The organism is Bradyrhizobium sp. AUGA SZCCT0105, from assembly GCF_018129565.1.
In the GTDB taxonomy this organism is placed as follows: domain Bacteria; phylum Pseudomonadota; class Alphaproteobacteria; order Rhizobiales; family Xanthobacteraceae; genus Bradyrhizobium.
The window spans coordinates 211,133-235,824 of record NZ_JAFCMK010000003.1 but is presented as its reverse complement, the minus strand read 5'-3'; the positions used below and the strand labels follow the sequence as shown (position 1 = coordinate 235,824).

The following is a 24,692-nucleotide window of genomic DNA, read 5'->3' as shown; positions in this document are numbered from 1 at the left end:
CTGGCGGCGCAGGAAAACAACCCCGATTGCAGGGCGTTACTGGCCCAGCGCGCCGGCCGGGCCGGGTCGGTAACACATTGTTAAGACTGATGAGCGGGCCGCTAACCGGGCTTAACAACCCTTTAACTTAAAACTCTCGATAAACCTTAGCGAAAAAATTGGAATTCCGTAACCACGCCGGCCCTGGGCCTGCGGGCTGCGGCAGTTGTGTGTGGAGAGTACCCATGACCCGGTTTGTTGCGCGTGCGCTGGCACTGATCGTCGCAGGCTGGACGACTTCGGCGGCGTCGGCCGACCTCAACTACGGCTCGCCCTATACCGTCTATCAGCCGCTCAATGCCTACAGCTGGGCCGGCCCCTATCTCGGCGGCAACGTCGGCTACGGCTGGGGTTCGGTCGAGAACAACCCGACCAAGCCGTCCGGTTTCGTCGGCGGCGTGCAGGCCGGCTACAATTTCCAGAACGGCTCGCCTTGGGTGTTCGGCATCGAGGCCGATATCCAGGGCACCACCGCCGACGATCGGTTCGCGCCCTGGAAGTTCTCCAACCCGTGGTTCGGCACCGTACGCGGCCGCGCCGGCTATGCGGTCAACAATGTGCTGTTCTACGCGACCGGTGGTCTCGCCTTCGGTGAACTGCGCGGCGAGACGTTTGGCATATCGGAGTCGCATACCAATGCGGGCTTCACCGTCGGCGCCGGCGCCGAAATGGGCTTTGCCCCGAACTGGAGTGCCAAGATCGAATATCTCTACGTCGATCTCGCCAACAGCAACTTCACGATCACCGGCGGCGCGCCGAACGGCTACAGCTTCAGCCTGGTTCGCGCCGGCATCAACTATCACTTCTGAACAAGAAAACGTCTGACATCAACTCCCGGCTGCGCCTCGCGCGGCCGGGTTTTTCTTTGTGCTGAGCACGCCGACATCACGCGCAACTGCATGAACGCCGCGGCGTCCGCGAAACCAGTCGGACGGCCGCACGCACCGGATATGCGGGCACCGTCAATCGCGTCCGCATCATGCAGGTGGTCGTGCAGCGAGCGCGAGCCACGCGCCCGGCAGTCAACTCACACGCAACGCTTCATTCGCCGTTCACGACGAGTCGCGCACCGCGCGCTCATCATGAAACCACCAGGTTGACCGCCTTCGGGCCCTTGCCCTTCTTGTCGGGTTCAACCTCGAACGTAATGCGCTGTCCTTCAGTCAGGTCCTTCAATCCTGCACGCTCGACAGCTGTGATGTGAACGAACACATCGCGGCCGCCATCATCAGGCTTGATGAAGCCGTAGCCACGCTCTCCGTTGAAGAACTTGACTGTCCCAGTCATGGCCATCGGGAAACTCCTCCCCCGTATTGCTCCACCGCTACGCGCACGCCGCGTAGCGGTTGACCGACATTCGCTTGTCGGAAGCTTGGCCACCTGAACAGGCCGGCGTCACGCCACCGGTCTGCCTGGATTTATTTCGGCCTTGTCACTCCGCCGCAACCATTCGCGGAAGCGGAACGTAAAGCCAGTCGTAACAGGATGAGCATAATACGGTTCCGCGCGCGTTGCCTATGCTCAAATAGAACTTTTCAGTGGGTGCTACCGATCAAGGTTTAGGCGTTTCGAGTCTGAAGCGTCCGGCGCCGCCTTGACCAAGCGGTCTCTCGAGTTCGGGCAAGATGATCTTCAGCTCGCCCGCCAGCGTCCACGGCGGATTCACTATCAAAAGGCCGGTGGAAACGAGGCCTGCGCCGGTTTCTTGCGGCGCCACACTGAATTCCAAACGCAAGCATTTGCCCGCGGGCCGACTGCTCGCTGTTGCTGCAGCCACGCTGCGCGCGAGCTCGTCGGTAGCTCTCCGGGTTTTTACGGGGTACCACAAAAGATACGTGCCGGTCGGCCACTTCGCAAACGCTTCGGTGAAGGCACTCGCCAGCCGCTCGAACTCGTCCTTCGCTTCGAAAGGCGGATCGATCAGCACCAGGCCGCGCCGTTCGTTCGGCGGCACGAATGCGGGCAGCGCCACCCAGCCGTCGAGATCGACGACGCGCGCCTGCACATCGCGTCGCAATGCATCGATCAATTGCTTGCGCGCAACGGGCTCGATCTCGCAGGCCGTCATACGGTCTTGCGGACGCAGCAGCGCCCGCGCGATCAACGGCGAGCCGGGATAGGCTTTCAGCTCGCCTCGCGGGTTGAATGCTCTGACGATGTCGAGATAGGGCGCGATCAGCGGCAACGCCTTGTCGGACAGCCGCGCCTGCATCAGTCGCGCGATGCCGGTCAGCCATTCGCCGCCGCGCTGCGCTTCGCTCGACGTCAAATCATACAGGCCGGCGCCGGCATGGGTGTCGATGACGCGGAACGGCGCCTGCTTCTCCTGCAGGTAGGTGAGCATGCGCACCAGCACGATGTGCTTGATGACGTCGGCAAAGCTGCCGGCATGAAAGGCGTGACGATAGTTCATGCGATGACGCTGCGCTCCAGAGGGTGCGCATGTTGTACTGCGTCATGCCCGGCCTGTCCCGGGCATCTATGCCTTATCTCGTTAGTTTCGTGATGGCGTCCATGGCCGGGACACTCGGCGCGACAACGCGCGTTTGCCCGGCCGTGACGCGGACGAGACTTCAGCCGCCGCGAACCGGCGGCATCAGCACCTGATCGCGGCGGCAGGCGCGGCGATCGATTTCCTCGCAGGAACGGAATTGCAGATCCTTGCTGAGGCAGATCCGCACCTCGCTGAGCCGCTTGCTGTCGCAGGTCACCGAGATCGCGGAGTTGCTGAGCCCCGGATTGGCCTTGATGAACGCCGTCTCCAGCTCGTCGGGCGCGATCGTCTTCGGCTCCGTCAATTGCAGGAATTCCTCGGGGATCTTCACCGCGGCGCGGGCCTTGCGGATGGCTTCGAAATAGGCCCGTTCGCCGAGGCCGGAGCAGGTGCCGTGCTTGTCCCACTCGTTGTAGATCAGCCCGGGCGCCGGCATCAGGTCGAGCATCGAGGTCATGATGTTGCGGGCGAGGCGGGGCGAAGGGCGCTGGCAGTATTCCGGAAAGCCCCGCTCATATTGTGGCCACAGCCCGTGCACCACGAATGAGTATGGCCGTCCGCCGCATTGCGCCTGCGTGCCGCGGCCGTTGTTGCCGCGCTCGCTCGCCGCCTCGCAGAACGAGGGCGACCACGACAGCGACAGCACATAGAAATCGAACTCGCCGGGCGCATTCTGCCGGCGATCCTGGGCCGAGGCCCCCATCGCACCACACAGAACAAAGGCAACTGAAATCAGAAATCGGGAAATTGTGACCAACCGAGGCATCAAACGCTCCCCTCACGCGACCATTCAAAGCCTAGCAGGCCTCCAGAACATTTCAAGAACAAAAGCCGCCGGCTGGATGGCGGCGGCTTCCGTTTTGACCGAACTGGTCGGAGATCAGGGCCGGGCGGCCTTGCAGGACGGGTTATAGGCCCAGTTGCGGTCCAGCCCGGCGACGCACCAGTCGACGCCCTGGTTGGTGCCGGCAAAGCCGCCGTCCTCGATGATCGAATAGTGCACCTTGCGCACCTTGCCGTCGCTCAATACCGCGTCACCCGAGCAATAGCGGCGCGGAATATTGTCGGACTGCCAGGGGCGGAACGCAGTTTCGTGGATCCGGCTGAAGCCGGTGATCACGAGCGGCGAATTCCAGAAGGTGGCTTCTTTCTCATGGAATTGATCGCTGATGGTCGCCAGGGCCTTCTCGCACGGCGCCACATGGCCGTCATAGCGCGGGCCGGACAGCCAGAAATTCAATTCGAACGGATTGGCGGCCTGAGCCGTGCCCCCGAACGCCAGAAGGCCGACCACGAGCGCGGCGCCGAGGCCGAGCTTATGGTTGAGTTTATTGCGGGAGTTGAACAGGTTGCGCATGGGAATCCACCCGATGATCAGATGCGGCGGACGGTGCCGTGAAGCCCCGGCAAGGTCAAGTGCAGCGCGGCAACACCTGCGGAGAAGTCCACCTCCAGCAGCCGGCTCGTTCTTTCCATGGTCGCCGGCGCACTCTATGTTGGTCGCCAGCGAAATGGAGTCTGCGATGCGAAGGAAATTGGCCGCGTGCCTGGTTGCCGTTAGCGGGATGCTGGCCGTTGGTCCGGCGCAAGCCGACTGGATGCAGCCGGTGCCGCCGTTCAAGGGCAATGATACCGGCGGTATCATCGCCTATTCGCTGGCGGCCCAGACCGACGCGCGGCAGCTCGCCGTCGATCACTGCGCTTCCTACGGCAAGGTGGTCAAGTTCCTTGCGATGCAGCGCTATCCGGGCGGCTACATCTCGTTTGCCTGCCGCTGGGTACCCTATGGTTCGGCCCAGAGGCCGGTGCGCACGCTCTACTGAGCGCGCTCCAAATCCTTCGATCGTTCAGCCGGGAGCTCACCGCATGACCCGACAGCTTGCCTTGCTTGGTTCTGCTGTTTGCCTTGTCCTGTCCACCGGTGCTGCGAGCGCCCTCGACCTGCCGACCCGCAAGGCGGGTCTGTGGGAGATGAAGATGGTGCGCACCGGCGGGCCGATGCCCGAAATCACCATGCAGCACTGCACCGACGAGACCACTGACAAGGAGATGAGCGCGGCGGCCTCGCCGATGGCCAAGGAAGTCTGCTCCAAGCAGGACATCCAGAAGACCGCGACCGGCTATGTCAGCGACAGCGTGTGCAGCGTCGCCGGCATGTCGATGAAGAGCCATGCCGAGATCGTCGGCGATTTCAATTCCGCCTACACGGTCAAGAGCAGCTCGCACGCGGAGGGCGGCGCGGCCGGCTCCCGCGACACCACGATGACCATCGAGGCGAAATGGCTCGGCGCCTGCAAGAGCGACCAGAAGCCCGGTGACATCATCATGCCCGGCGGCATGAAGATGAACGTCAAGGATATGGAAAAGCTGAAGGGCCTCCTGCCCAAGCAGAAGTAGGCGCAGCGCCTTCGATTGCCGCCGCGCGCCCTGAGTACGTCCTCTTTCATGTTGAGAGGACGTGCCGTTTTGCACCACCATCATTGCGAGCAGCCCGTGACAAGATTGCCAAGCGGTTTTGCGCTGCCTGTCATCGGGCGTGCGTTCGGGCGACCTTTCTTGCAATGATGCCGTTGGACCGTGTGCGCCAACTCCGTCACGCCGGCGTATTCGCTTAACCATTGTCGCCGAACGCGCGTCTCGACGCACGGCGGTCGCCGGCCTCTCACCTTCGATAGAATGGATGTCAAACATGATGTCCGGTGTTGCTCGCGGCCGCGCGCAATGCACGACGGCATTGCGGGGCGACATCAACATCATTGAATGATCGCTGCGTGCCTCGCACGCGAGACTCTCTGAGAGAGCGACGACGTGCAGCGAATTCCTCGCGCTGAAAAGCTTGCTGCGACAACATGTCTTTTTGAATCGCTCCAGTGTCGCGCATCTTGAATCGTTCCAGTGTCGTGCATCGCGCGCTTCAATGGATTCTATTTTGCGCGTGTGGAATTTCGCGCATCCCGTCGATAGAAGTCCGCCCCAATCGAGCCCGCTCAATGACGAGCACGCGGCTCGATCAAGATCGGCCTTGCGGAAGTGTGGGGATTGCTTGGTGGGAATGGCTTCGTCGCGGAGCAAGCGCAGCTTGCTTGCATCAACGGCTGCGATCAACGCAGCGTTTCTCGGTTCGGTCGTGCTTGTGCCGATGGATGCAAACGTCGCCAGCGCTCAGGCACAAGCGAGCTCTCCGCAGAACAATGTCAGCGTGCTTCCAGCTGTAACCGTGGATGAACCTGGCGCTGCAAGGAAGCGTAGCGCCGTCGCTTCAAGTCGGAACACCAGGTCTTCGCGCACCACCGTGGTGAGCCGACGCCGCACTACTGCGGCGCCCGCTCAGAACCAGGCTCCGCGGTCGCAAGGCGCGGCCGGCACGATCGGTACGACGACCGGCTACGTTGCGACCGGCAGCACGGCCGGCACCAAGACCAACACCGCGCTGATCGAGACGCCGCAGTCGCTTTCGGTGGTCACGCAAAAGGAGCTCAGGGATCGTAACGTTCAGACGCTTAAGGACGCCGTCAATTACACGCCCGGCGTCACGACCACCGCGTTCGGCTATGATCCCCGGTTCGATAGTTTCTACATCCGCGGCTTCGATGCGACCTATACTGGGATCTATCGCGACGGCCTGCGCCAGGGCGGCGGCAACTTCGCCATTCCCAAGATCGAACCTTACGGTCTCGACAGCGTGTCGATCCTCCGTGGCCCGGCCTCGGGTCTTTACGGCCTTGGCTCTCCGGGCGGCATCGTGGACGTCACCACCAAGCGGCCGCCGTTGACCACATTCGGTGAGATACAGCTGCAGGGTGGCACCTACGACCGTTACCAGGGCAGCTTCGATGTCGGTGGTCCGGTGCCCGGCAGCGATCAGCTGTACTACCGGCTGACGGGTTTGCTCCGTGACGCGAAGACCTGGTATCCCGGCAACGACGACGATCGCGCCTATATCGCGCCTGCGCTGACCTGGCGGCCGGACGTCGATACGTCCTTCACGATCCTCAGCGAGTATCAAAGCAGCCGAACCGCCGCGAGCATCGGCAACTTCCGCGCGCCCGACGGACAATTGACCAACATCTACTCGAATGATCCGGCCTTCAGCGCCATGGATCAGAAGCAATATCGCATCGGTTACGCGTTCGAGCACAATGTCGACGACGTCTGGACGGTGCGGCAGAACTTCCGCTTCTATCAGGTCGACACCGACGCGAAATACACCCAGATCGACTCCATCGACAGCAGCACCAATCTCGCGTCGCGCTCCGCCTGGCGGATCCTGGATAGCTTCAATACCGTGACGCTCGACAATCAGGCCGAAGCCAAGTTCATGCTCGGCGCGATCAAGAACACGGCGCTGTTCGGCGTCGACTACGGCCACTCCTACTACAACGACAAGATCGGCTACGGGCCGGCTCCCGATCTCAATCTCCTGACGATGAACTACGGTGCCCAGGCGATCGCGTCGCCGGCATTCTCGATCTTCAACAAGCAGTCGACCGACGAGGTCGGGGTCTATGCGCAGGAGCAGGCCAGGCTCGGCGGCTTCATCCTGACGCTCAATGGGCGCCAGAGCTGGGTCTCGCAGACGACGACCGCAGGCCTGGACGGCATGCCGTCAACGCAGAAGGCGACCGCCTTCACGGGCCGCGCGGGCCTCGCTTACGTCTTCGACAATGGCGTTGCGCCTTATGTCAGCTACGCGACGGCATTCGCCCCGCAGGTCGGCGTCGACGCATCGAGATCGCCGTTCAAGCCGACCACCGGCGAGCAGAAGGAAATCGGCATCAAGTACCAGATGCCGCAGGTGCCGGTGCTGTTGACCGCCGCGGTGTTCGACATCACGCAGGACAATGTGCTGCGCACCGATCCGAGCAACATGGCGTTCCAAGCGGCAACCGGGCAGGTCGAATCGAAGGGCGTGGAGCTCGAGGCGAAGCTGGCGCTCAAGCAGGGATTTGATCTCACTGCCGCCTACACCCATCTCAACGTCCTGATCACGCAGGGCAACCCCGATACGACCGGCAACGAGCTCTCCGGCATTCCGAGGAATTCCTTCGCCGCCTTCGGCAAATACACCTTCCAGTCCGGCGTCCCCGTCGAAGGGCTCGGGCTTGGCCTCGGTGTCCGTTATATCGGGACCAACTTCGGCAACGACCAGAATACGTTCCAGAATGCGGCGAGAACGTTGTTCGATGCCGTGATCGACTACGATCTCGGCAAGCTGGATCGGCGATTGCTCGGCGCCACCGCGCGCTTGAACGCGACCAATCTGTTCGACACGCGCTACCAGACCTGCCAGTCCGGCTACTGCTATGCCGGCGAACGGCGTCAGGTGATCGGCACCCTGTCTTACCGCTGGTAGCTATACCGGTATCCGCACCGCCGCGCGCAGGCCGCCCATCGGGCTTTCGCCGAGCATGATGTCGCCGCCATGCGAGCGGGCGATGTCGCGCGCGATCGCAAGTCCGAGGCCGCTGCCGCCTTCGTCCTGGTTGCGGGCGTCGTCGAGCCGCAGGAAGGGCTTGAACACTTCCTCGCGCATGTCGGCGGGGATGCCGGGGCCGTCGTCGTCGACCGTGATGTTGAGATAGCGATGGTCGCGCTGGCCGGTGATCGAGATCGTGTTGGCGTGGCGCGCCGCGTTGGAAACGAGGTTGGCGAGGCAGCGCTTGAACGAGGCCGGCTTCACCGTGACGACGGGCAGGCCGTGGAATGCGACGGTCGCGGTGTGGCCGTGACGTTCGGCGTCACTGCGCAATTCCTCCAGCGCCATCGCCATGTCGGTCGGCTGCGCGACCTCGCCGGAATCGCCGCGCGCGAAGGCAAGGTAGTCCTCCAGCATCATCGACATCTCGTCGACGTCCTTGCGCATCGCGTCGATCTCGGGGCCTTCGCCGATCAAGGCGAGTTCGAGCTTGAAGCGGGTCAGGATGGTGCGCAAATCATGCGACACGCCGGCGAGCATCGCGGTGCGCTGCTCGATCGAACGCTCGACGCGCGCCTTCATCTCGATGAAGGCCTGTGCCGCGCGTCGCACCTCGCGCGCGCCGCGCGGCCGGAAGTTTGGCGCCTCGCGGCCCTTGCCGAAGCTTTCGGCGGCGTCGGCGAGCCGCAGGATCGGCTTGATCTGATTGCGCAGGAACAGCACGGCGACGATCAGCAGGATCGACGAGGTGCCGACCATCCAGAAGATGAAGATCTCCGAGTTGGAGGCGTAGGCCGCGCTGCGCTGGGCGAAGATCCGCATCACCGAATCGTCGAGCGAAACGCGGATCTCGACCAGGTTGGACTTGCCGACGGTGTCGATCCAGAACGGACGGCTGATCTGGCGGCCGAGCTGCACCGACAGGGTCTGGTCGAGCAGCGAGAAGAACGGCTTCGGCCCCGGCGGCGGCATGTCGCCGGCGGGCAGGAAGTCGACCACGAGCTGCAGCTTCTGGGCGATGCGGCGCAGCTGCGCGCGGTCCTTGTCCTGCGGATAATTCTTGTAGACGTCGATCAGCGCGGCGATGTCGGAGACCACCGCGGCCGACAGGCGCCGCGTCACCGTGTTCCAGTGCCGCTCCATGAACACGAACGCGACCACGGTCTGCAGAATCACCATCGGCACGATCATGATCAGCAGTGCGCGGGCGTAGAGGCCGGTCGGCATCCAGCTCTTGAACGCATTGCCCATCCAGCCGTTCGCCTTCGAGACGCGCTGCGAAGCGTTCTTGATCAGGGTCAGGCCGGTGTCGAGCGTGCTCATGGCTGCATCTTACGGCGAGGCGACCAGGCGATAGCCGATGCCGCGTACCGCCTGCAGGAACAGCGGATTGGCGGGATCGTGCTCGATCTTGCGGCGCAGGCGGTTGATCTGCACGTCGACCGCGCGCTCGTTGACGGTGCCGCCGCTGGTCAGCTCGCCGCGCGGCACGGTCTCGCCGGGGGCACTTGCGAGGATACGCAGCATCTCGCGCTCGCGGTCGGTGAGATGGATGATCTCCTCGCCCTGGCGCAGCTCGCTGCGTTCGATGTGGAAGATGTAGGGGCCGAACGCGATCTGCTCGACCACCGTGACTTGCGGCGGCGCGGTGCGCTTGAGGATATTGCCGATGCGCAGCACCAGCTCGCGCGGCTCGAACGGCTTGGCGACATAGTCGTCGGCGCCGATCTGCAGGCCCTCGATGCGGGCTTCCGCCTCATGACGGGCGGTCAGCATGATGATCGGCACCGTCGAGGAGGTGCGGATGAAGCGGGCGAGGTCGAAGCCGTTCTCGCCGGGCATCATCACGTCGAGGATGAGCAGGTCGAAATGCAGCCCGAGCAGCTTGGCGCGCGCATCGGTGGCGCTCATGGCCGTCGTGACGCGATAGCCTTCGCCGGAGAGAAAGCGCGACAACAGGTCGCGAATGCGCCGGTCGTCGTCGACCAGCAGGAGATGCGGCGCATCGTCGGCCGGCTCGACCGGCGTGCGCACCAGGGTTGCAGCCTGCACCAGGTTCACTCCCTTGTTTTTCTGCCGCCGCCGAAGATCGCTTCGAGCACCTTGTCGGGATCGTCGCGGTCGATCATCGCGCGCAGGAATTGGCGAACCGTCTCGACGCCGGCCGGATCGATGCCGGCGATGGCGCGGTTGATGCGGTCGGTCTGCAGCCCTGCGAGCTTGGCGACCAGCGCCTCGCCCTTCGGCGTTGCGTAGAGCAGGCGTTGCCGGCGGTCGTTGTTGCCGGTCTTCTGCACGATGTAGCCTTCATCCAGCAGTTGCTTGAGCACGCGTCCGAGCGACTGCTTGGTAATGCGCAGGACGTCGAGCAGGTCGGCGACCTTCAGGCCGGGATAGCGGGTGACGAAGTGGATGACGCGGTGGTGGGCGCGGCCGAAGCCGAACGCCTCCAGTTCCTGGTCGGCGTCGCCGACAAAGTCGCGGTAGGCGAAGAACAAGAGCTCGATGATGTCCCAGCGCAGGTCGCGGCCGCCTGCCGCAGGAGCGTGATCATCTCCCTGCGAATCGGGCTTGGCAGCCATGCCTGAGATATTTATGTCAGTCATATTGACGTATCTTGGGTTCAATGTTACAAAACTGCCTGTCACGACGAAACATTAGATCGTTTCGTCCTCGACAGCGTTTGAGGCGGCCTGAAAAAGCCTGTGAGGCGGTTTGGGCCGCAAATTGGACTACCGTGCGATTGTCGAGCGGCATTTCGGCAAACATACTGGACTTCAGCACTCCGCAAAAGCATGTCTAAACGGCATGTTGGCGATGGAAACCGGCCGGGTTGCCGGCGGTGGTGAAGTTCGCACCAGCCGAGCCTGATGGCTCCGGGGGAAACAGGCCGTCGCCCGGGTATGGCGCCGGTTCCGACAGCGGAAAGCAAGAAAAATGACTTTGAAATTCGACATCCAGCCTTCGCCGAATCCTACGTCCGACAAGGATCGCGCGGCGAAGCTCGTGGACCCGGGCTTCGGCCGCGTCTTTACCGACCACATGGCGATCGTCCGCTACAGCCAGGGCAAGGGGTGGCACAGCGCCCGCGTCGAAGCACGCGCAAATTTTCCGCTCGATCCGGCCGGCGCGGTGCTGCACTACGCCCAGGAGATTTTCGAAGGTCTCAAGGCCTACAGGCGCGACGATGGCGGTGTGAACCTGTTCCGTCCCGACGCCAATGCCCGGCGCTTCCACGATTCGGCCGAGCGCATGGCGATGGCGCCGCTGCCCGAGGACGTCTTCATCGAGGCGGTCGAGCAGTTGGTGCGGATCGATCGCGCCTGGATCCCGGGCGGCGAGGGCAGCCTCTATCTGCGGCCGTTCATGATCGCGAGCGAGGTCTTCCTCGGCGTGAAGCCGTCGGCGGAATACATCTTCTCCGTCATCGCATCGCCGGTCGGCTCCTATTTCAAGGGCGGTCCCGCACCGGTGTCGATCTGGGTGTCGGAGAATTACACGCGCGCCGCGATCGGCGGCACCGGCGCCGTCAAGTGCGGCGGCAACTATGCCGCAAGCCTGCGCGCGCAGGCCGAAGCGATCGAGCGCGGCTGCGACCAGGTCGTGTTCCTTGATGCGGTCGAGCGCCGCTACATCGAAGAGCTCGGCGGCATGAACATCTTCTTCGCGTTCGACGACGGCTCGCTCTCGACGCCGCCGCTCGGCACCATCCTGCCCGGCATCACCCGCGACTCGATCATCGCGCTTGCCAAGGATACCGGCACGCGCGTGCGCGAGGAGCCCTACACGATCCAGCAGTGGCGTGCCGACGCCGCCAGCGGCAAGCTGAAGGAAGCCTTCGCCTGCGGCACCGCGGCCGTGATCTCGCCGATCGGCAAGGTGTGCTCGGCGAGCGGCGACTTCCAGATCAGCGGCGGCGCGGCCGGCCCGGTCGCGATGGGCCTGCGCAAGAAGCTGGTCGACATCCAGTACGGTCGCACCAACGACCCGCATAACTGGATCAGGAACGTCGCCTGACACCGCGGTTCCACCGCTGACCTGCTTCGATCTCGCGCCTCTTCCTGTGCAAGGGAGAGGCGCTCTCGCTTTGGAATACGGCAAGCCGACGCTTCGCCTCGGTCGTCATTTTTCCGTGTTGTCGGCCGTCTCCGCATGAACGGCCTGCTGCGAGCGCGCGACCAAGTCTCGCCTTCCGCTTCAATCAATCCCCATTTGCGTGATGACATGACCAAAACTCCCGTAACACGTCTGACCTGTGCCGTGCTGATTGCGGCTGCGTTCGCGCTCACCGGAACCGACTCGGTGCGCGCCGAGGACCGCTCGCCGGTGATCGATGTCCGTACGGCTGACCCGGAGATGAACGCCGCGATCAGCCATGCGCGCGAGACGCTTCCGGCGTTCTGGGCCTCCTATGAGGCGCCCAAGCCGTCGGAGACCCAGCACTCGCTCAAGGTCCGCTTTCCGACCCATCGCAACGAGGGCGAGCACATCTGGATGCGCGAGGTGAAGAAGCTGCCGAGCGGCGGCTATTCCGGCCGGTTCGCCAACCAGCCGCGCGACCTGCCGGGCAAGCGGGCCGGCGACCTCGCCGAGTTCAAGCAGGCCGATATCTCCGACTGGATGTTCATGCGCAACGGCAAGATCGTCGGCGGCGAGACCATCAAGCCGCTGCTGAAATCGATGTCGAAGGCCGACGCCGACGCGCTTCGCGCGCGGATGGAGCAGCCCTGAGGACCGCTGTTCGGCGGCGCCGGAGGCGCAGAGCCGGGTTGCCGCCTTGCGCGTCCGCTGGTAAACGCCGCCAATGGCCGAGAAACCCAAAAAACCCCAGAAACTGAAGGCGCGCCTGCCGCGCGGGCTGGAAGATCGTGGCCCGGCCGCGATCAATGCCACGCGGGCGATGGTCGAGAAGATCCGCGCCGTCTACGAGCTCTACGGCTTCGAGCCGGTGGAGACGCCGGCGATGGAATATACCGATGCGCTCGGCAAATTCCTGCCCGACCAGGACCGCCCCAACGAGGGCGTGTTCTCGTTCCAGGACGATGACGAGCAGTGGATCTCGCTGCGCTACGACCTGACCGCGCCGCTCGCGCGCTATGTCGCGGAAAACTTCGACGCGCTGCCGAAGCCGTACCGGTCCTATCGGTTCGGATATGTCTTCCGCAACGAGAAGCCGGGTCCCGGCCGCTTCCGCCAGTTCATGCAGTTCGATGCCGACACGGTCGGCTCGGCGACGCCGGCGGCCGACGCCGAGATCTGCATGATGGCGGCCGACACTATGGAAGCGCTCGGCATTCCGCGCGGCTCCTATGTCGTGAAGGTGAACAACCGCAAGGTGCTCGACGGCGTGCTCGAGGCGATCGGCCTCGGCGGCGACGACAATGCAGGCCGCAGGCTCACGGTGCTGCGCGCGATCGACAAGCTCGACAAGTTTCCTGCCGACGAGGTTCGCAAGCTGCTCGGTCCCGGGCGATGGGATGGCGGCGAAGAGGGCAAGGGCGACTTTACCAAGGGCGCCGAGCTGAGCCCGGCGGATGCCGATATCGTTCTGGCCGTCACGCAGAAGCGCGACGATTGGAAAGACGCCATCGCTGCGGCCGAGACCTACCTTGCGAAGAGTGAAGTCGGTCAGGCTGGCGTGAGCGAGCTCGAAGAGATCGCGAAACTGGTCGCGGCGTCTGGCTATGGCGCAGATCGCATCCGCATCGATCCCACCGTCGTTCGCGGCCTCGAATACTACACCGGCCCGGTCTACGAGGTTGAGCTGCTGCTCGATACCAAGGACGAGAAGGGCCGCCCGGTGCGGTTCGGCTCGGTTGGTGGCGGCGGCCGCTACGACGGTCTCGTCTCGCGCTTCCGCGGCGAGCCGGTGCCGGCGACCGGCTTCTCGATCGGTGTCTCGCGCCTGCAGGCCGCGCTGACGATGCTCGGCCAGCTCGACACGCAGGCCGAGTTCGGGCCCGTCGTCGTCACCGTTTTCGATCGCGACCGCGTCGCCGACTACCAGAAGATGGTCGCAGAGCTGCGCCAGGCCGGCATCCGCGCCGAACTCTACCTCGGCAACCCGAAGAACATGGGCAACCAGCTCAAATATGCCGACCGCCGCCACTCGCCCTGCGTGATCATCCAGGGCTCGGATGAGAAGGCGCGCGGCGAGGTGCAGATCAAGGATTTGATCGAGGGCGCCAAGGCGGCGGCCGCGATCGCGTCCAATCAGGAATGGCGCGAAACGCGCCCCGCGCAGTTTTCGTGCTCCGAGGCCGACCTGGTTGCCAAGGTCCGCGACGTGCTCGCGCGCCACGGCGTGAACTGGGGATAGCTGGTTTGTCATGCGCGGACTTGACCCGCGCATCCATCTTCAAAAAGATGGCGCGCCAGCCAGACCGGCGGACGACCGGTTTGCGCGTCAACAACAACAAGGGAGTTATTCCGATGCCCGAGATCACTGTCAGCATGGCCGCCGGCCGTACCGACGAGCAGAAGGCCGGCATGATGCGCGACATCACCCAGGCGCTGGTGAAGAACCTCGGCGTCGATGCCGATGCCGTCGTGATCCAGATCAACGAAGCGCCGCTGCATCACAAGATGAAGGGTGGCAAGACCTTCGTCGAGCGCGCCGCCGCCGCGAAGAAGTAATCACATTCACTTCGTCGTCCCTGCGAAAGCAGGGACCCATAACCACCGATGCCGGTGATTGGCAAAGGCTGCGGCCCCAGCCATCGACCAACTGAAATTCGTGGTTATGGGTCCCGGGTCGCGCTTCGCTTGCCCGGGACGACGTCTGTTTTGAGGCACCGATGGACGCACGCGACTTCATCAGGATCGGCATGAGCGCCGAGCGCATGCTCGTGGTGCCGCCGGAGCGCACGGTCGGGCATTTCGTGCCCGGCATGCCGATGGTCTATGCGACGCCGATGATGATCCTCGAAATGGAGATGGCGTCGGGTGATGCCATTCGTGCAGCGCTGCAGCCCGGCTGGGTCACCGTCGGTACCGAGGTCGATATCCGCCATCTCGCCGCAGCGCTCGTCGGCGCCACGGTGCGGACCACCGCAAAAGTGATCGCGGTCGAGCGCCGCGTGATCCGCTTCGAGGTCGAGGCCTTTGAGGGCACGCGCAGGCTCGGCGAAGGCCGCCACGCCCGCGGCTTGATCAATGTCGAGAGCTTCAACAGGCGGCTCGGCGCGGCGTAGGCCGCACATTCAGACGTCATCCTGAGGAGCGCGTAGCGCGTCTCGAAGGATGGGGCACGGGCCGTGCACCCTTCGAGGCTCGCTTCGCGAGCACCTCAGGGTGACGGGATCAGCAGGCGGCTACTTCGCCAATTCCTTCGAGCGTCGCGTCGCCGCGGCGATCGCGCGGGTCATCAGCGGCTGCATGCCGTCGCTTGCCATCAGCACCTCGAGCGCGGCAGCGGTGGTGCCGCCGGGCGAAGTGACATTCTGCCGCAGCGTCGCCGACGGCAGATCCGAGCGATGCAGCAACTCACCGGAGCCGGCGACGGTCGCGCGCGCCAGCGTGGTCGCGAGCTGCTCGGGCAGGCCGGCTGCGACGGCGGCGCGGGCGAGCTCCTCGGCGAGAAGGAAGACATAGGCCGGCCCTGAGCCGGAGACCGCGGTCACCGCGTCCATCAGGCCTTCATCGTCGACCCATTCGACCAGCCCGGTCGCCTTCAGCAGCGCATCCGTCATGGCGCGCTGCGCGGCGGTGACGCGCTTTGACGGCACCGCGACCGTGATGCCGCGGCCGATCGCCGCCGGTGTGTTCGGCATCGCGCGCACCACTGCGCCGCCGACCACGTCTTCCAGCGCTGACATCGTCGTGCCGGCCATGATCGAGACCACGAGTGTCGACGGACCGACCAGTGCCTTGAGCGCGGTGCCGGCCTCGCGGAACGATTGCGGCTTCACCGCGACGACCAGCGTGTCGACCGTGCCGAGCTCCGTCGCCTGCGGATTGAGCCTTACACCCTTCGCGGCAAGCGCGGAGATCTCAGGCGAAAGATGCGGATCGATCACCGCGACCTGCTTGGGCGAGAGGCCCTGCGCGAGCCAGCCGGTCAGCATTGCACCGCCCATCTTGCCCGCGCCCGCAAGCGCGATGGTGCCGGTGGTATTTTTCAGTGCGCTGCTTGTGTTCACAGGTGTCACCGCTCGTCGTCCCGGCGAAGGCCGGGACCCATAACCACAGGTGGTTCTAGTGAAGCGGGGGAGGAGCCACAAGCAGTTTGCTTAAGCACAGGCGCCGCGGGGTATGGGTCCCTGCTTTCGCAGGGACGACACCTAGCTTGGGAAGCGTTGCGCTTCAGCCGTTTACGCCTCGCCCTCGGTATCGAACATCGCGGCGGCCATCGCCTCGGCGGTCGACTTGCCGGCCCACACCACAAACTGGAACGCAGGATAGTAGCGCTCGCAGGCATGGATCGCGTTGACCACCATGGCCTCGCATTGCGCGGTGGACGCGGTGAGGCCGCCGGGCAGCACCAGCGCCTGACGATGCATGACCATGCCGGTGTGGGTCCACAGGTCGAAATGGCCGACCCATAATTGCTCGTTGATCGCGGCGACCAGCCGCTGCACCTCGGCGCGGCGCGCCTGCGGCATCTTCATATCGAAGGCGCAGGCGAGATGCAGCGCCTCGATCTCTCCCATCCAGGTGAAGGAGAGCTGATAGTCGATCCAGTCTCCCTTGGAGACGATCGTCACCTCGTCTTCGCCGGAACGCTCGAACGCCCAGTTGTTGTCGGTGGCGATATCCTCGACCACCGCAAGCGGGTTGTTCCGGGAATCGATAATGCTTTCGAGGAGGGACATGCCGTCTCGGACCTTGTTCTTATGATCGCTTGATACGCACACGGAAGCCGGCACTTGCGACATACTGCGTCGTGGCCGAGTGCAGTTCCTTGACCGGGCTTCCGGATGCCCCTGGACCTGACGCCGATGAAGTGATGTGATTTGCGGAATCCGCGCAACCGCACGCCGAGTCCGTCCACAGCCAAAGCGCGCATCGTCCACAGCTGATCTCCGCCACACTTGTGATTTTGCGAACAAATCGGAATCTAGGCGTTCGCGTAACGATTTATTAACCATTGGCAGGCGCTTCGCCGCACGCGTGAATCAGCCTTTCGGGCACTCACATCACTCTGCAAGGGCCGCAGCGCGCTCATGGGGACATGCCGTTTCCCCATGCCAAAGGTGCTTGCCCCGCTGTCGCGGTTTGGTCATATTTCGCCTCAGGCACGTCCATCCCGGGCGTGCCGATGTTCTCAGGGCGGGGTGAAAATCCCCACCGGCGGTAAAGGGTGACGAGCCCAAGCCCGCGAGCGCCTTCTTCCGCGAAGCCGGAGGAAGGGTCAGCAGATTCGGTGCAATTCCGAAGCCGACGGTTACAGTCCGGATGAAAGAGAACGGTTGCGGCAGCCAACGCGATTTTCGCGTGGGCTTGTGTCGTTGTCCGTGTGCCCTGATTCTGGTCCTGAAAGAGGAAAGCCATGAATCAGATGTTGCAAGACCAAGACGTTCAAGCTTCTCAAGTCCAGACCTCCCAAGCAGAAAGCCTTCCCGATACGCCGGCTAGTCCGCCGGCGCCGGAGCATCCGCACTTCGCAAAGCCGCAGCGCGTTGCCTTCGTGCAGTCGTCCTGGCATCGCGATGTGGTGGAAGAGTGCCGCATCTCCTTCCTGAAGGAGATCGAGGCGCGCCACATCACCAATGTCGATGTGTTCGAAGTGCCGGGCTCGTTCGAGATCCCGCTGCATGCGCAACTGCTGGCGAAGACCCGCCGCTACACCGCGATCGTCGCGGCCGGGCTCGTTGTCGATGGCGGCATCTACCGCCACGAATTCGTCGCCGATACCGTGATCAAGGCGCTGATGGATGTGCAGTTGCGCACCGAGGTGCCGGTGTTCTCGGCGGTGCTGACGCCGCAGCAATTCCACGAGACCGAGGTGCATTACGACTTCTTCCGCAAGCACTTCGTGATCAAGGGGATCGAGGTCGCGGAGGCCTGCGCCAACACGCTGCTCAGCCTCGAACGGCTGCGCGGCCAGGTCGCGGCGGGAATACCTGGCTAGTTCAAGGCCCGGCGCAAAAGCGATTCCGGCATGCGTGCCGGGATCGCGCTCGCAGCCAGCGCGTTCGGTTATGCTTGCCGGCATAATCAGAACGCGCGGGAGGCGCCCATGACCGAACAACAATCTTCCGACTGGCTCGGCCTGTCGGGCCGCGTTGCCGTCGTCACCGGCGGAGGCGGCGGCATCGGCCGCGCCACCGCGGTCAGTTTCGCGCGCGCCGGCGTCAGGGTCGCCGCGCTCGATCGCGACGAGCGTGGGTTGGCCGAGACCAAGGCAAAGCTTCGCGAGTTCGGCGACGGTCATCTCGTCGCGAGCTGCGACACGACCAGCGAGGACAACGTCGCGGCTGCCGCCGATGCGGTCGCGCGCACGCTTGGTTCTTGCGACATCCTCGTCAACACCGCGGCGGTGCTGCGCCCCGGCGGGCTCGATACGCTGCCGCTCGCCGAATGGAATGCGGTGCTGGCGATCAATCTCACCGGCTACTTCATCTGCGCGCAGGCGTTCGGCCGCCAGATGCGCAAGACCGGACGCGGCAGCCTCATCCACGTCGCCTCGATCGCCGCCAGCAATGCGCAGGGGCAGAGCGGCGCCTACAGCGTCAGCAAGGCCGCCGTCGTGATGCTCTCGCAGCAACTCGCCGCCGAATGGGGGCCGCACGGCATCCGCAGCAATGTGGTCAGCCCGGGCCTCGTCGTCACGCCGATGAGCCAGGCCTTCTATGATACGCCAGGGGTCACCGAGCGGCGCACCGCCGTGGTGCCGATGCGCCGGATCGGCGCGCCGCAGGACATGGCCGACGCGACCCTGTTCCTGGCGAGCGACCGCGCGTCCTACGTCAATGGTGAGGAGATCATCGTCGACGGCGGCTATGCGAGGACGCTGATGAGCCACGTGCCGCGGCCGGGGTTTTGAGGTGGTGGGGCCGCATATTCAGTGTCGTCCCGGCCTTGAGCCGGGACCCATAACCACGATGTTTGTTATTGCGAAGGGCTGTGGCTACAGGTTTGCTCCGTAACGGAGTCCTGTGGTTATGGGTCCCGGCTTTCGCCGGGACGACGGTGGGCCTCAATCGAACAGGCTGGAAACCGACTCTTCCGCCGCGGTGCGGCCGATCGCTTCGGCGATCAGGCCGGCGATCGAGATCTGGCGGATGTTCGGCGCCTTGTTGACGGCTTCGGTCGGCAGGATCGAGTCGGTGATGACCAGTTCCTTCAGCCGCGACGAGGCGATTCGCGCGGCGGCGCCGCCGGACAGCACGCCGTGGGTGATGTAGGCCGAGACTTCCTTGGCGCCGTGCGCGATCAGGGCCTCGGCCGCGTTCACCAGCGTGCCGCCGGAGTCCACGATGTCGTCGACCAGGATGCAATTGTAGCCGGCGACGTCGCCGATCACGTTCATCACCTCGGACTCACCGGGGCGCTCACGGCGCTTGTCGACGATCGCAAGCGGGGTGTTGATGCGCTTGGCGAGGCCGCGGGCGCGCGCCACGCCGCCGACGTCGGGCGACACCACCATCACCTTGGCGAGGTCGAACTTCTCGCGGATATCGCGCACCATCAGGGGCGCCGCGAACAGGTTGTCGGTCGGGATGTCGAAGAAGCCCTGGATCTGGCCGGCGTGCAGATCGAGCGTCATGACGCGGTCGACGCCGGAGTGCGAGATCAGGTTGGCGACGAGCTTGGCCGAGATCGGCGTACGCGAGCCGGACCTGCGATCCTGCCTGGCGTAGCCGAAATAGGGCACCACCGCCGTGATGCGGCGCGCCGAGGAACGGCGCAACGCGTCGGTGATGATCAAAAGCTCCATCAGATTGTCGTTGGCCGGATACGACGTCGACTGAATGATGAACATGTCCGAACCGCGGACGTTCTCCTGGATCTCGACGAAGATCTCCATGTCGGCGAAGCGCCGGACCACGGCCTTGGTCAGTTCGATGCCAAGTCCCTTGGCAATGTCCTGCGCCAGCGCAGGATTGGAGTTGCCGGCGACGAGCTTGATTGATCCGTTCTTTGCCGACATCGATGCTTCCCCCCGCGCCTTGCTGGATACGACGTTCAGCATCTCAAGTCCTTACAGAACCGGCGGGTTTTCGGTGCGCGAGGGAATATCAGGCAGGCGGCTCCGATGGCAACCCATTAGGCGCTTCGGCCCACGTTTTCCTGGGCAAAAAGCGCCTTTCCCCGGGAGATTCCGGGGGTTAGTTGGCGGAATAGCTGAGTGCCACGGTTTCGGGCGCGGCGGGGGCCGGGGCACTGACCATCGCTGGCCCACGGAGCTCCGGTGCCGGGCCGGGCGCCGGGCCGCCATTGATCATGCCGGAGAGGCCGCTGAGGCCGGCCTGGGCGATCTTGCGCAGCACCAGATCGTCGGCGGCGGCCCAGGCGTCGCGGCCGGCCTTGCCGGCGGGCTCTTCGCCGGACAGCCGGAGCGCCCGTTGCTGGTTGCTGTCGTAGACGTCCCACACCCACGCGATCATGGTGCGGCCGCGCACCACCTGCGCCGAGAGATAGCTGCGCACGCGATAGGCCGCCGTGGCCTGGCGCGACACGATCGACAGGCTGCGCAGCTTGGATTCGCTGTCGAGCACGCCCACCATGCGGTCGAATACCTGGGGCGGCGGACCGTCGATCGATTCGAAGGCGACGGTTGCGCCGCCGCTCGCGGGCGTCGCCATCGCGTAGGAGTCGGCCACGTTGCCGCCGGCCGCGCATCCGCCGAGCGCGGACCCAATCGCCAGCCATGTGGCTGCGATCGCGGCACGCACGACTGTCCCAGTTTGAAACTGGTGGTTTGACGCTTCCCTCATTGCGTCCTGCGATATCGTTAAAACGGCTTAACGTCTAGGGCAGGACGGCCACAGCACTTAACGATCCGGGGAGAGGACCGAATTCCTTTCTCGATATTTCCAGCTCAGTCGGCCAGATGATGCCGCATGGCTTCGGTGATCCAAGCCCACTCGCGGTTCGGGCTTGCGTCCGGCGACTGCCCGCGCATGATGGCGACGAGTTCCCAGTAGCGGGCCGCACGGGCGTCGTGCAGCGCGTACTTGCCGCGAATCCAGTTGCGGAATTCGAGGTCGGCTTCTCGCTTCAGCAATCGCGCCGACGTCGCCAGCCAGTCGCGTGCCAGCACCTGGCCCGCCTCCGACGCCGGCCCGAGGTCGCGCGCGATGATCTCCTTGGCCTTGGCCAGCACGGTTTCGTTGGCCGCTTGCCAGGCAGCGAGATCCAGCACGTGGTGATTCCAGACATCCTCCGCGTTGGAGCGGAGGTTGGCGACGAGGGAGGGATCATTGAGCATCTCCGAAAGCTCGATCCACGCATCGCATTGCTCTGGCGTCGGCTCGTCGGGCAATTCGGGTACGCTGGTCTCGATCATCTGCCGGATCCACGTCCGGTCGATGTTGATGCCGTCGGACACTCTCTCGAAAAAGCGTTCGACGACGTTGCGGCGCTCAGTGCGGGACAGCTGCGTCATGGTCAGGAATCTCCTCAGATCTGCTTCGGTGAGTTGCGGTGAACGCAACGCAGCCCGCAGGGCCGAGGCGACGCGGCGCTGTGCCGCGATCTCCGCTTCCAGCGTCTCGAGGCGAAGCTTCAGCGCCTCGACCAGCGAGAGTTCCTTGCTCAGGACCTCACTGATCGCGTTGAGACCGAGCCCCGCATCGCGCAGGCAACGGATCAGGTCGAGGCGAACCAGTTCATCGTCGGTGAAGACGCGATAGCCGCTCGCGGTGCGGCCGGCCGGCCGCAGCAACCCCTGGTCCGAATAGAAGCGGATCTTGCGGACGGAAATTCCGCTGAGCCGCGCCGCCTCGCCGATGCTGTAGGTGCGTTGTGTCATGCGCCGCTTGTCCGGTCTCCAGCAGGTGGAGAGTCAAGACGCTTGTCGCACAAAAATGATGAGGACGCCCGGCGTCAGCCTTCCAGCGTGATGGCGTGAACGTGCCGGCCGTAATCGGCTTCCTTGCGGTGCACGGAGCGGCGGTAGCTGAAACAGCGCTCGTCGGAATAGGTGTCGATGCCGAGATCGTCGATCATCAGCACGTCGGCATTTTCCAGCCGCATCCGGATGAAGCCGGCGAGATCGAACATCGCGTGGCCGTCGCGTTCGGCGGGCATGAAGAACATGCCGTTCTCGGCATCGGCCTCGATGAAGCGTTCGATGAATTCGTTTCCGACCTCGTAGGATTCCTTGCGGATCAGCGGACCGATGGCGGCGACGATGCCGCCGCGCTCGGCGCCGAGTTTCTCCATCGCATCGATGGTCGATTCCAGCACGCCGGTCAGCGCGCCCTTCCAGCCGGCATGCGCCGCGCCGATCACCCGCGCATGGGGATCGACGAACAGGATCGGGCCGCAGTCGGCCGTCGTGACCGAGATCGCGAGGCCTTCGGTGCGCGTGACGAGCGCGTCCGCCTTCGGGCGCGCAGCGCCATTCCATGGACCAGTCACGGTCACGACGTCAGGCGAGTGCACCTGATGCACGCTGATGAAGTGATCGAGCGGCACGCCGAGCTGCTCCGCCATCCGCCGCCGATTCTCGGCGACCTTGGCCGGATCGTCGTGCGAGCCGAGCCCGCCATTGAGGCCGGCATAGATACCCTCGGAGACGCCGCCCTCGCGCGAGAAGAAGGCGTGGCGCAGGCCCGGAATGGCCGACAGCAGCGGTGATCCCAATGTCATTGTTCGGTCTCGTCAGGCTGATCGCTGAGGCCAGCGATCGAGGTGAGGTGCGGATCGGAGATGGCCATGACCTTGAACATCGAGCCCATCCCGCCGCGTCCGGAATCGGTCAGGCGTTTCAGCGCACCGGCAATATCGGCGGAGACCTCGGGTGAAGCTTTCGCCATCAGTCCGGCGGCACGGGCCTCGACGCCGAGGCGCTTGAGGAAGTCGCCCTGCGTCGCCGGCCCGTGGACGCGCGCGCCGACATCCTCGGCGGCCCGCGCCAGAGCCTGAAAATCGACATGCGCCGTCACGTCGGCCTGTCCCGGGTTCTTCAGCGGGTCGGCGAAGCTGTGGCGCGCGATCGCCTGGAAGGTGTCGCCGGCGTCGCTGCGTAGATGGCCGTAATCGATGATCAGCGCGGCGCCGTCCTGGTCGCGCAGGCGCGTTGCGAGCTTCATGATCTCGCTGTCAGGCCGCCATTCGAACACCGCGCCGAGCGGGGCGGCGCGCACCAGCGGCGGCAGCAGCACCTCGAAATGCGGTGTCGGCTCGGCGGCGGGCGCGAAATACAGGTTGCCATTGGCATCCATCCCGACCGTGCGCTCGTGCCAGCCGGTCTCGCGGCGGACCATCTGGTGGATCGGCAGCACGTCGAAATATTCGTTGGCGAGGATCACCGCCGGTCCCTCCGGCACGTCGTCGATACTGTCGTGCCAGGTGATGTTGCGCACGCCGGTCAGCGTGGCGTGCTGCTTTTCGCGCAGCACCGGATTGACCTCGACGAGGTGGATGCTGAGCGACTGGTACAGCGGCGGCAGCACGCGCAACGCGCGCAGCGCATCCGACATCATGGTGCCGCGGCCGGGCCCGAGTTCGATCAGGCGGAGCGTGTCCGGCGAGCCGATCGCGCGCCAGATCGAGGCGCTCCACAGCCCGAGCAGTTCGCCGAACATCTGGCTGACCTCGGGCGCCGTGGTGAAATCGCCCTCGCGGCCGAGCGGATCGCGCGACAAATAGTAGCCGTAGCGCGGATGCATCAGGCACAATTCCATGTAGCGCCAGACCGGCATCGGCCCGGACAGCTTGATCAGCTTCCTGATCTCATCCAGCAGTGGGGTGGGTTCGCTCACAGCCTTCCTTGGATTGCACTTGCTTTATGTTGAACTCGGCGCCGGCCCGTTCGCCCTGCGGCGAATGGCGGCCGTGATGATGATAGCGCCCACAATGATCATTGGCACCGACAGCAGCATGCCCATGGTTAATCCGCCCCACAGGAATCCGAGCTGCGGATCGGGCTCCCTGAAATGCTCGCCGATAATCCGGGCGATGCCGTAGATCGCAATGAAGCTGCCGAGGATCAGGCCGGGCCGCTTGAGCGCGCCCATCCGGATCATGATCGCCAGCGCCGTGAACAGCACGATGCCCTCGAGCCCGGCTTCGTAGAGCTGGCTCGGATGGCGCGGCAGCGGTCCGCCATTGGGGAAGATCATGGCCCAGGGCAGGCTTGGATCGGCGTGACGGCCCCACAATTCGCTGTTGATGAAATTGGCAAGCCGGCCGAGGAACAGCCCGATCGGCGCGACCGCGGTGGTGATGTCGCCGAGCGACAGGATCGGGATGTTGTTGCGGCGGGCAAACAGCATCACCGCGGCGACGCAGCCGAGGAAGCCGCCGTGGAACGACATGCCGCCCTTCCACAATTCCAGGATCTCGGACGGGTGCGCGATGAAGAAGGGCAGGTTGTAGAACAGCACGTAACCGGTGCGGCCGCCGACGATGATACCGATGGTGACCCAAAGGATGAAATCGTCGAGCTGCGGCAGCGTGATCGGCGCCGGGCCGCCCCACAGCCGCTGCTTCTTGATCAGCGAGCGCGCATAGATCCAGCCCAGCACGATGCCGACGATATAGGCTAGCGCATACCAGCGGATCACGATCGGCCCGAGCGCGAGCGCGACGGGGTTGAACACCGGAAAGTCGATCAGCAGGAACGGCATC

General features: G+C 64.5%; 26 protein-coding genes and 1 riboswitch. Of the genes, 11 read left to right on the top strand and 15 right to left on the bottom strand.

Features of this window, described 5'->3' with window-relative positions; translation table 11 throughout:
- Positions 1 to 224 precede the first annotated feature (224 nt).
- Entirely contained in the window at positions 225 to 848 is a 624-nt protein-coding gene (locus JQ573_RS16955; protein ID WP_212313441.1) for an outer membrane protein, read from the top strand.
- A 271-nt stretch (positions 849 to 1,119) separates the two neighbouring features.
- On the opposite strand, the gene JQ573_RS16950 is transcribed toward JQ573_RS16955, so the two are convergent.
- From JQ573_RS16950 to JQ573_RS16935, 4 genes are all read right to left on the bottom strand, one after another.
- Positions 1,120 to 1,332 carry a cold-shock protein gene (locus JQ573_RS16950; protein ID WP_016844477.1) on the bottom strand — a complete coding sequence of 71 codons (213 nt, stop codon included), beginning with the start codon at positions 1,330 to 1,332 and terminating at the stop codon, positions 1,120 to 1,122.
- A gap of 259 nt (positions 1,333 to 1,591) precedes the next feature.
- The gene (locus JQ573_RS16945; RefSeq protein WP_212313439.1) at positions 1,592 to 2,452 is read right to left on the bottom strand and encodes a 23S rRNA (adenine(2030)-N(6))-methyltransferase RlmJ; all 861 of its coding nucleotides are present in this window, start codon (positions 2,450 to 2,452) and stop codon (positions 1,592 to 1,594) included.
- A 160-nt stretch (positions 2,453 to 2,612) separates the two neighbouring features.
- Positions 2,613 to 3,236, bottom strand: a complete 624-nt coding sequence (locus JQ573_RS16940; RefSeq protein ID WP_229170475.1) for a ribonuclease T2 — start codon at positions 3,234 to 3,236, stop codon at positions 2,613 to 2,615.
- Positions 3,237 to 3,413: 177 nt separating this feature from the next.
- Positions 3,414 to 3,890 (bottom strand): hypothetical protein, encoded by a 477-nt coding sequence (locus JQ573_RS16935; RefSeq protein WP_212313435.1) that lies wholly within the window; start codon positions 3,888 to 3,890, stop codon positions 3,414 to 3,416.
- A 166-nt stretch (positions 3,891 to 4,056) separates the two neighbouring features.
- On the opposite strand from JQ573_RS16935, the gene JQ573_RS16930 reads away from it, so the two are divergent.
- From JQ573_RS16930 to JQ573_RS16920, 3 genes are all read left to right on the top strand, one after another.
- Positions 4,057 to 4,356: a hypothetical protein gene (locus JQ573_RS16930; RefSeq protein WP_212313433.1), complete on the top strand. Its 300-nt coding sequence runs from the start codon at positions 4,057 to 4,059 to the stop codon at positions 4,354 to 4,356.
- A gap of 43 nt (positions 4,357 to 4,399) precedes the next feature.
- Positions 4,400 to 4,930 carry a DUF3617 family protein gene (locus JQ573_RS16925; protein ID WP_212313426.1) on the top strand — a complete coding sequence of 177 codons (531 nt, stop codon included), beginning with the start codon at positions 4,400 to 4,402 and terminating at the stop codon, positions 4,928 to 4,930.
- Positions 4,931 to 5,825: 895 nt separating this feature from the next.
- Positions 5,826 to 7,886, top strand: coding sequence for a TonB-dependent siderophore receptor (locus JQ573_RS16920; RefSeq protein WP_312011507.1), 2,061 nt, complete (start codon positions 5,826 to 5,828; stop codon positions 7,884 to 7,886).
- Here JQ573_RS16920 and JQ573_RS16915 read toward each other — a convergent pair whose 3' ends face one another.
- From JQ573_RS16915 to JQ573_RS16905, 3 genes are read right to left on the bottom strand one after another with little or no spacing between them, the layout of a single operon-like run.
- Positions 7,887 to 9,272 (bottom strand): ATP-binding protein, encoded by a 1,386-nt coding sequence (locus JQ573_RS16915; protein WP_212313422.1) that lies wholly within the window; start codon positions 9,270 to 9,272, stop codon positions 7,887 to 7,889.
- A gap of 9 nt (positions 9,273 to 9,281) precedes the next feature.
- A complete protein-coding gene (locus JQ573_RS16910; protein WP_171948219.1) occupies positions 9,282 to 10,004 on the bottom strand; it encodes a response regulator in 723 nt (240 codons plus the stop codon).
- A 2-nt stretch (positions 10,005 to 10,006) separates the two neighbouring features.
- The gene (locus JQ573_RS16905) at positions 10,007 to 10,555 is read right to left on the bottom strand and encodes a MarR family winged helix-turn-helix transcriptional regulator (RefSeq protein WP_409334648.1); all 549 of its coding nucleotides are present in this window, start codon (positions 10,553 to 10,555) and stop codon (positions 10,007 to 10,009) included.
- Positions 10,556 to 10,886: 331 nt separating this feature from the next.
- Here JQ573_RS16905 and JQ573_RS16900 point away from each other — a divergent pair, with 331 nt between their 5' ends.
- The 5 genes from JQ573_RS16900 (at position 10,887) to JQ573_RS16880 (ending at position 15,142) form a co-directional block, all read left to right on the top strand.
- Positions 10,887 to 11,966 carry a branched-chain amino acid aminotransferase gene (locus JQ573_RS16900; RefSeq protein WP_212313420.1) on the top strand — a complete coding sequence of 360 codons (1,080 nt, stop codon included), beginning with the start codon at positions 10,887 to 10,889 and terminating at the stop codon, positions 11,964 to 11,966.
- 207 nt (positions 11,967 to 12,173) lie between these two features.
- Positions 12,174 to 12,680: a YegJ family protein gene (locus JQ573_RS16895; RefSeq protein WP_212313418.1), complete on the top strand. Its 507-nt coding sequence runs from the start codon at positions 12,174 to 12,176 to the stop codon at positions 12,678 to 12,680.
- Between the two features lie 73 nt (positions 12,681 to 12,753).
- On the top strand, positions 12,754 to 14,268 hold the full coding sequence (gene hisS, locus JQ573_RS16890) for a histidine--tRNA ligase (protein WP_212313416.1): 1,515 nt from the start codon (positions 12,754 to 12,756) through the stop codon (positions 14,266 to 14,268).
- 113 nt (positions 14,269 to 14,381) lie between these two features.
- Complete coding sequence (locus JQ573_RS16885; protein WP_044538952.1) at positions 14,382 to 14,585, top strand: tautomerase family protein; 204 nt, start codon at positions 14,382 to 14,384, stop codon at positions 14,583 to 14,585.
- Between the two features lie 161 nt (positions 14,586 to 14,746).
- The gene (locus JQ573_RS16880; RefSeq protein ID WP_212313415.1) at positions 14,747 to 15,142 is read left to right on the top strand and encodes a thioesterase family protein; all 396 of its coding nucleotides are present in this window, start codon (positions 14,747 to 14,749) and stop codon (positions 15,140 to 15,142) included.
- Between the two features lie 120 nt (positions 15,143 to 15,262).
- On the opposite strand, the gene proC is transcribed toward JQ573_RS16880, so the two are convergent.
- Together proC and JQ573_RS16870 are read right to left on the bottom strand one after the other, a co-directional pair.
- Positions 15,263 to 16,027 carry a pyrroline-5-carboxylate reductase gene (proC, locus tag JQ573_RS16875; RefSeq protein WP_249131962.1) on the bottom strand — a complete coding sequence of 255 codons (765 nt, stop codon included), beginning with the start codon at positions 16,025 to 16,027 and terminating at the stop codon, positions 15,263 to 15,265.
- A 234-nt stretch (positions 16,028 to 16,261) separates the two neighbouring features.
- Positions 16,262 to 16,762, bottom strand: coding sequence for a YbjN domain-containing protein (locus JQ573_RS16870; protein ID WP_016844492.1), 501 nt, complete (start codon positions 16,760 to 16,762; stop codon positions 16,262 to 16,264).
- A 444-nt stretch (positions 16,763 to 17,206) separates the two neighbouring features.
- Positions 17,207 to 17,361, top strand: a riboswitch (FMN riboswitch).
- 78 nt (positions 17,362 to 17,439) lie between these two features.
- Between JQ573_RS16870 and JQ573_RS16865 the strand changes: the two genes are divergently transcribed.
- Positions 17,440 to 18,021 (top strand): 6,7-dimethyl-8-ribityllumazine synthase, encoded by a 582-nt coding sequence (locus JQ573_RS16865; RefSeq protein WP_212313411.1) that lies wholly within the window; start codon positions 17,440 to 17,442, stop codon positions 18,019 to 18,021.
- Positions 18,022 to 18,129: 108 nt separating this feature from the next.
- The gene (locus tag JQ573_RS16860; protein WP_212313409.1) at positions 18,130 to 18,936 is read left to right on the top strand and encodes an SDR family NAD(P)-dependent oxidoreductase; all 807 of its coding nucleotides are present in this window, start codon (positions 18,130 to 18,132) and stop codon (positions 18,934 to 18,936) included.
- 153 nt (positions 18,937 to 19,089) lie between these two features.
- On the opposite strand, the gene JQ573_RS16855 is transcribed toward JQ573_RS16860, so the two are convergent.
- The 6 genes from JQ573_RS16855 to lgt all read right to left on the bottom strand — a co-directional run bounded on the left by JQ573_RS16855 (position 19,090) and on the right by lgt (position 24,691).
- Positions 19,090 to 20,043 (bottom strand): ribose-phosphate pyrophosphokinase, encoded by a 954-nt coding sequence (locus tag JQ573_RS16855; protein WP_171948021.1) that lies wholly within the window; start codon positions 20,041 to 20,043, stop codon positions 19,090 to 19,092.
- A gap of 178 nt (positions 20,044 to 20,221) precedes the next feature.
- Positions 20,222 to 20,830 (bottom strand): hypothetical protein, encoded by a 609-nt coding sequence (locus JQ573_RS16850; RefSeq protein WP_212313407.1) that lies wholly within the window; start codon positions 20,828 to 20,830, stop codon positions 20,222 to 20,224.
- A gap of 104 nt (positions 20,831 to 20,934) precedes the next feature.
- Positions 20,935 to 21,867, bottom strand: coding sequence for a MerR family transcriptional regulator (locus JQ573_RS16845; RefSeq protein WP_212313405.1), 933 nt, complete (start codon positions 21,865 to 21,867; stop codon positions 20,935 to 20,937).
- A gap of 74 nt (positions 21,868 to 21,941) precedes the next feature.
- Positions 21,942 to 22,709 carry a peptidoglycan editing factor PgeF gene (pgeF, locus tag JQ573_RS16840; RefSeq protein WP_212313403.1) on the bottom strand — a complete coding sequence of 256 codons (768 nt, stop codon included), beginning with the start codon at positions 22,707 to 22,709 and terminating at the stop codon, positions 21,942 to 21,944.
- Entirely contained in the window at positions 22,706 to 23,764 is a 1,059-nt protein-coding gene (locus JQ573_RS16835) for a class I SAM-dependent methyltransferase (RefSeq protein ID WP_212314312.1), read from the bottom strand. The genes pgeF and JQ573_RS16835 overlap by 4 nt, the downstream gene beginning before the upstream one ends.
- Before the next feature lie 84 nt (positions 23,765 to 23,848).
- On the bottom strand, positions 23,849 to 24,691 hold the full coding sequence (lgt, locus tag JQ573_RS16830) for a prolipoprotein diacylglyceryl transferase (RefSeq protein ID WP_212313401.1): 843 nt from the start codon (positions 24,689 to 24,691) through the stop codon (positions 23,849 to 23,851).
- Position 24,692 lies beyond the last annotated feature (1 nt).

What these genes read in the sequence shown, in the direction of transcription:
- JQ573_RS16855 (WP_171948021.1), bottom strand. Translation starts at nt 20,043, where the DNA reads ATGTCGGCAAAGAACGGATCAATCAAGCTCGTCGCCGGCAACTCCAAT.
- JQ573_RS16945 (WP_212313439.1), bottom strand. Translation starts at nt 2,452, where the DNA reads ATGAACTATCGTCACGCCTTTCATGCCGGCAGCTTTGCCGACGTCATC.
- JQ573_RS16925 (WP_212313426.1), top strand. Translation starts at nt 4,400, where the DNA reads ATGACCCGACAGCTTGCCTTGCTTGGTTCTGCTGTTTGCCTTGTCCTG.
- hisS (WP_212313416.1), top strand. Translation starts at nt 12,754, where the DNA reads ATGGCCGAGAAACCCAAAAAACCCCAGAAACTGAAGGCGCGCCTGCCG.
- JQ573_RS16860 (WP_212313409.1), top strand. Translation starts at nt 18,130, where the DNA reads ATGACCGAACAACAATCTTCCGACTGGCTCGGCCTGTCGGGCCGCGTT.
- JQ573_RS16900 (WP_212313420.1), top strand. Translation starts at nt 10,887, where the DNA reads ATGACTTTGAAATTCGACATCCAGCCTTCGCCGAATCCTACGTCCGAC.
- JQ573_RS16845 (WP_212313405.1), bottom strand. Translation starts at nt 21,867, where the DNA reads ATGACACAACGCACCTACAGCATCGGCGAGGCGGCGCGGCTCAGCGGA.
- JQ573_RS16940 (WP_229170475.1), bottom strand. Translation starts at nt 3,236, where the DNA reads ATGGGGGCCTCGGCCCAGGATCGCCGGCAGAATGCGCCCGGCGAGTTC.
- pgeF (WP_212313403.1), bottom strand. Translation starts at nt 22,709, where the DNA reads ATGACATTGGGATCACCGCTGCTGTCGGCCATTCCGGGCCTGCGCCAC.
- JQ573_RS16865 (WP_212313411.1), top strand. Translation starts at nt 17,440, where the DNA reads ATGAATCAGATGTTGCAAGACCAAGACGTTCAAGCTTCTCAAGTCCAG.
- JQ573_RS16835 (WP_212314312.1), bottom strand. Translation starts at nt 23,764, where the DNA reads ATGCCGGTCTGGCGCTACATGGAATTGTGCCTGATGCATCCGCGCTAC.
- JQ573_RS16955 (WP_212313441.1), top strand. Translation starts at nt 225, where the DNA reads ATGACCCGGTTTGTTGCGCGTGCGCTGGCACTGATCGTCGCAGGCTGG.
- JQ573_RS16915 (WP_212313422.1), bottom strand. Translation starts at nt 9,272, where the DNA reads ATGAGCACGCTCGACACCGGCCTGACCCTGATCAAGAACGCTTCGCAG.
- JQ573_RS16885 (WP_044538952.1), top strand. Translation starts at nt 14,382, where the DNA reads ATGCCCGAGATCACTGTCAGCATGGCCGCCGGCCGTACCGACGAGCAG.
- lgt (WP_212313401.1), bottom strand. Translation starts at nt 24,691, where the DNA reads ATGCCGTTCCTGCTGATCGACTTTCCGGTGTTCAACCCCGTCGCGCTC.
- JQ573_RS16870 (WP_016844492.1), bottom strand. Translation starts at nt 16,762, where the DNA reads ATGTCCCTCCTCGAAAGCATTATCGATTCCCGGAACAACCCGCTTGCG.
- JQ573_RS16905 (WP_409334648.1), bottom strand. Translation starts at nt 10,555, where the DNA reads ATGACTGACATAAATATCTCAGGCATGGCTGCCAAGCCCGATTCGCAG.
- JQ573_RS16895 (WP_212313418.1), top strand. Translation starts at nt 12,174, where the DNA reads ATGACCAAAACTCCCGTAACACGTCTGACCTGTGCCGTGCTGATTGCG.
- JQ573_RS16930 (WP_212313433.1), top strand. Translation starts at nt 4,057, where the DNA reads ATGCGAAGGAAATTGGCCGCGTGCCTGGTTGCCGTTAGCGGGATGCTG.
- JQ573_RS16880 (WP_212313415.1), top strand. Translation starts at nt 14,747, where the DNA reads ATGGACGCACGCGACTTCATCAGGATCGGCATGAGCGCCGAGCGCATG.
- JQ573_RS16950 (WP_016844477.1), bottom strand. Translation starts at nt 1,332, where the DNA reads ATGGCCATGACTGGGACAGTCAAGTTCTTCAACGGAGAGCGTGGCTAC.
- JQ573_RS16935 (WP_212313435.1), bottom strand. Translation starts at nt 3,890, where the DNA reads ATGCGCAACCTGTTCAACTCCCGCAATAAACTCAACCATAAGCTCGGC.
- JQ573_RS16850 (WP_212313407.1), bottom strand. Translation starts at nt 20,830, where the DNA reads ATGAGGGAAGCGTCAAACCACCAGTTTCAAACTGGGACAGTCGTGCGT.
- proC (WP_249131962.1), bottom strand. Translation starts at nt 16,027, where the DNA reads ATGGGCGGTGCAATGCTGACCGGCTGGCTCGCGCAGGGCCTCTCGCCC.